The organism is Candidatus Limimorpha sp. (assembly GCF_056203535.1).
In genome coordinates this window covers 1-3,920 of the sequence record NZ_JBADWU010000078.1, presented here as the reverse complement: position 1 = coordinate 3,920, position 3,920 = coordinate 1, and the positions used below count along the sequence as shown (strand labels likewise).

5 protein-coding genes are annotated in these 3,920 nt (G+C 41.2%); 4 read left to right on the top strand and 1 reads right to left on the bottom strand.

The annotated features are described in order from the left end of the window. Positions 1 to 311: 311 nt before the first annotated feature. The 3 genes from AC06MN_RS09085 to AC06MN_RS09075 all read left to right on the top strand — a co-directional run bounded on the left by AC06MN_RS09085 (position 312) and on the right by AC06MN_RS09075 (position 2,564). Positions 312 to 1,361, top strand: coding sequence for a sensor histidine kinase (locus tag AC06MN_RS09085; protein WP_475672050.1), 1,050 nt, complete (start codon positions 312 to 314; stop codon positions 1,359 to 1,361). Then, a complete protein-coding gene (locus AC06MN_RS09080; RefSeq protein ID WP_475672049.1) occupies positions 1,358 to 2,083 on the top strand; it encodes a LytR/AlgR family response regulator transcription factor in 726 nt (241 codons plus the stop codon). The genes AC06MN_RS09085 and AC06MN_RS09080 overlap by 4 nt, the downstream gene beginning before the upstream one ends. 142 nt (positions 2,084 to 2,225) lie before the next feature. Then, positions 2,226 to 2,564: a YegP family protein gene (locus AC06MN_RS09075; RefSeq protein WP_475672048.1), complete on the top strand. Its 339-nt coding sequence runs from the start codon at positions 2,226 to 2,228 to the stop codon at positions 2,562 to 2,564. Positions 2,565 to 2,676: 112 nt separating this feature from the next. Here AC06MN_RS09075 and AC06MN_RS09070 read toward each other — a convergent pair whose 3' ends face one another. Then, positions 2,677 to 3,303 (bottom strand): YqgE/AlgH family protein, encoded by a 627-nt coding sequence (locus AC06MN_RS09070; RefSeq protein WP_475672047.1) that lies wholly within the window; start codon positions 3,301 to 3,303, stop codon positions 2,677 to 2,679. A 267-nt stretch (positions 3,304 to 3,570) separates the two neighbouring features. On the opposite strand from AC06MN_RS09070, the gene AC06MN_RS09065 reads away from it, so the two are divergent. Then, positions 3,571 to 3,753: a hypothetical protein gene (locus tag AC06MN_RS09065; protein WP_475672046.1), complete on the top strand. Its 183-nt coding sequence runs from the start codon at positions 3,571 to 3,573 to the stop codon at positions 3,751 to 3,753. Positions 3,754 to 3,920 lie beyond the last annotated feature (167 nt).

The window sequence follows — 3,920 nt, the reverse complement described above, 5'->3', positions numbered from 1 at the left end:
GCAACTTTTGTGTCAAGACAAAAGTTGATAAAAATGAATTATTAGCGTTATTTGCATTATTTTTGTAGATGTTTGTAAATGTGATACTTATATCATTATTTCTATATCTTAGAAAAATCAGTCATATATTATACTACAGCCAAAACCGTTTTTGATTTCATTGGAATTGCAGAAAAATCATGTTTCATCGTTTTCATATATTGAAAACAGCCATTGTTCTTTCTTATAAAATTGACAAAATTCTTTCATTTGTTGAAAAATGGTTTGAAAACCAATAATTCAGTTTACTTTTGCCAAAAAATTCGGAACGGATGAAAATGCAACATGCAGAAAACAATTTAGGCTTCATCGACCGCCTTCATAAAAAAGGTGTGACGTGGCTCATTTTGTTCGTCGTCTTTTTGGCTGCCGATCCAAGCAGCAGTTTCCTATACAAGTTGCTCAATTCTATTGCTTTTTTGATGGAAGTGATTCTTTTGGTCGCTTTTGTAAACAAGGTGCTGATCCGCTATCTGCTTGCAAGGCAAAAGACTATGATTTTCATCATACTCAGTTTCTTTACCGTTCTGTTTTGGGCATTTCTTTCGGCCATCATACGGATTATCCTGCTGATTAATGTCGCCAAAACGCCGATTGAGGAAATCATGAGCCATAGTCCGTTCCCTCTTTTGCTTGGAACAATTTGGTTTATAGCCGTTTATGCCGTCGCCTTGATTTTCTATTATCAAAGGAAGGAAAACGAAGACCGCATTGCCGCCGACAAACTGAAAAGTGAGAAGTTAGACATGGAACTGCGCTACCTGAAGTCGCAAATCAATCCGCATTTCCTGTTCAACGCCATGAACAACATTTATTCGATGGTTTACATGAACGACGAAAACGCTGCCGACGGCGTACTGAAACTTTCGGAAATGCTGCGTTACGTTTTGGTGGATTGTCAGGCCGATGTGATTCCGTTGTCAAAAGAGGTGAAATATGTGGAGAATTTCATCGATTTCCAGATGATGCGCATGGAAAAGGAATGTGACGTGCAGTTTGAAAAAAATGTTGAAAATGAGAATTTTATGATTGCACCGATGTTGTTGCAACCGATTGCCGAAAACTGTTTCAAATACAGCCGTTTGGAAAGCAATCCAGAAGGATATGTCCATATCAGACTGACGCAAAAGGAAAACCATTTCCGCTTTGAGGCCGAAAACAGCGTGGCACAGAATGCTGTGACGGTTGCCCAAAACCGCGAGGCAAAGTCGGGGATAGGACAGAAGAATGTGCGCCAGCGCCTGATGTTGCATTACGGAGAAAACTATCGTTTTGAAATTGAACAAGATACAGGAAAATATAAAGTTACAATTGAGATATGACAGAGAAAAAATATAATGTGGTAATCGTCGATGACGAATTTTTGGCGCGAAAACTTTTACAGGATTATGTGTCGAAAATCAACTCGTTGCAATTGGTGGCAAGCTGTGCGAATGCCGTTGAAGCCATCGAAGCCTTGAAAAACAACAAAGTCGACATTCTTCTGCTTGACATTCAGATGCCTGACATCACAGGGCTTGAATTGGTGCAAAGTCTCGAACACAAGCCTGCCGTGATTTTCACTACGGCCTATTCCGAGTTTGCGGTTGATGCTTTCAATCTTGGCGTGACCGATTATCTTTTGAAACCATTCGATTTCCCACGCTTTTTCCAGGCCATCAGCAAGGCTATTGGCAGCAATGCGCAGACGGAGGTCATCAATGCGAAAAAGACTTCGGATGCCGTCAGCAAATCCACTGATTTCATTACGGTTAAGGCCGATTACAAGCTGTATAAAATCAATTACGACGACTTGCTTTTCATCGAGGGACAGCACGAATATGTCACTTTCCACACGCCACAACGCCGCATTACGGCATTGTTCGCCTTGAAGGATTTGGAGGAGATGCTGCCGCAAGACCGTTTCGTGCGTGTCCACAAGTCATACATTGTTTCTTTCGACCATATTCAGGATCTCGACAAGTCGGATGTCACGGTTGCCGGAACGAAAATTCCTGTGGGAGCAAGCTATCGCGACGAATTGCTGGCACGTTTGCAAGGGTGATTTATTAGTCAAGGATCTTCAAATATGTTTTTTATCCATGATTTTTGAATCTGCGAATCTTTGAATTTTTTAAATTTTGAAATCGTTAAATCAATAAATTCCTATATTTGCAGCCTTAACTCACTTGAAAAACAGATAAGTCATGGGTAAATTTGAAATTACAACCAGAAAGAACGGCGAATTTCAGTTCAATCTGAAAGCCACAAACGGACAAGTCATCCTTAGCAGCCAGGGTTACAAGACCAAGGCTTCATGCCTCAATGGTGTTGAATCGGTGAAAAAGAACGCTCAGACCGAAGCTCGTTTCGATAAGAAAGTGGCTTCAAACGGCAAACCTTTCTTCAATCTGATGGCCACCAACGGACAGATTATAGGTTCAAGCCAGATGTATGCCAGCGCAGACACGATGAACAACGGCATTGCATCGGTGATGAAAAATGCTCCAGAAGCTGAAATCGTTGATTTGACGGAAGAAGCATAAGCTGAAAACAGGCTTGTTACTGATAAAACGGTTGTAACAGTAGTGCTATGACCGTTTTTTTTATGATTGAAGTCAACTTGGGAGAGGTGGAAATCGTGTGGTTCTTTGATTATCAGTTATCTTCCGCATTCATCGGAAAATGTTTCCACATTTCGTAATCCTTTCCCAAATTGTTGACGTATGTCTCCCACATCTTTGAGGGTGTTGTGGTGAGAAGCCTATCGGTGCTTACATGACTCACTAACCAAGAGTTGCGCACCAATTCACCGACCAATTGCCCCGATTCCCAGCCAGAATAGCCGAGGAAGAACCGAACATTGTCCTCGTTGGCAATGCCCGTGGCTATCAGCGTGTCGAGGGTCTTGTTGTCACCGCCCCAGTAAAGGCCCTCCATGATTTTGCAAGCATCGGGGATGAGATTGCCCAAGGTGTGCATGAAAAAAATCTGGTCTTCGGCAACTGGGCCGCCCAAATAGATGGGTGCATCAAAGTCGGGAAAGTCGTCAACAAGCTGATTGACACTGACATCTAACTGTTTGTTGACAATTACGCCGAAAGTGCCGTCGGCTTCGCTGTGGTCGACAAGCAGAACAACGGAACGGCCAAAGTGGAAGTCGTTCATCAAAGGTTCCGAAATCAGGATGTCGCCTTGCTTCGGATCCAAGGAGTTGCTGTGTATCTGAAAGCGTTTGTCGAGTTTCATGCCGCAAAGATAGTCTTTTTGGCTTGCAGAATGCAAAAAAATCTGTTTAGTTTCGTCGATTGGCTTCAAATGCCTCGCTTTGTGTTTTTGTGCATCGCAAATGAATTGAAATGAATCCGAAAGCATAAAAGGAACACTTTAAATGCAAAATATTCAATCCTTTATATCGGAATTTAGTATATCTTTGCAATATAATCTATTCGTATTATTACGAGGAAAACAACTGAATTTGAAAAACGAGTTTAATTAAAGAACAATATTTATACAATTTTCCTACCTTTGTAAATTCAATAATTTTCGATTATGGAATTCTTCTATAGACAACAATCAAGGAAATTCAACTACATTCCAAGATATTACGACCCCGCAAAAGAAGAGTGGGAAAAGAAAAAGGCCGAAAACTACGGCACGCTTCCCGAATGGCACCCAAGCACCGGCGAAAAAGCCTGGATTATGATTGATGAGGTGGAAGTTATGGAGAAATAAAAGATGGAATCACAAAATATTGAATATCCTTAATTCCGCACACCTGTAATAGATTAAAAGGAATAAAATCCTGAGCAACAAAAAGTTGCCCAGGAGATTGCCATGTCAGGAATTTCACCTATCTTAGTGGTAGAAAACAAAACAAGCAAAAGACTGACAGACATGGC

Excerpts from the sequence above, each read along its gene's own strand:
- AC06MN_RS09075 (WP_475672048.1), top strand. The coding sequence starts at position 2,226 with ATGGGTAAATTTGAAATTACAACCAGAAAGAACGGCGAATTTCAGTTC.
- AC06MN_RS09085 (WP_475672050.1), top strand. The coding sequence starts at position 312 with ATGAAAATGCAACATGCAGAAAACAATTTAGGCTTCATCGACCGCCTT.
- AC06MN_RS09065 (WP_475672046.1), top strand. The coding sequence starts at position 3,571 with ATGGAATTCTTCTATAGACAACAATCAAGGAAATTCAACTACATTCCA.
- AC06MN_RS09080 (WP_475672049.1), top strand. The coding sequence starts at position 1,358 with ATGACAGAGAAAAAATATAATGTGGTAATCGTCGATGACGAATTTTTG.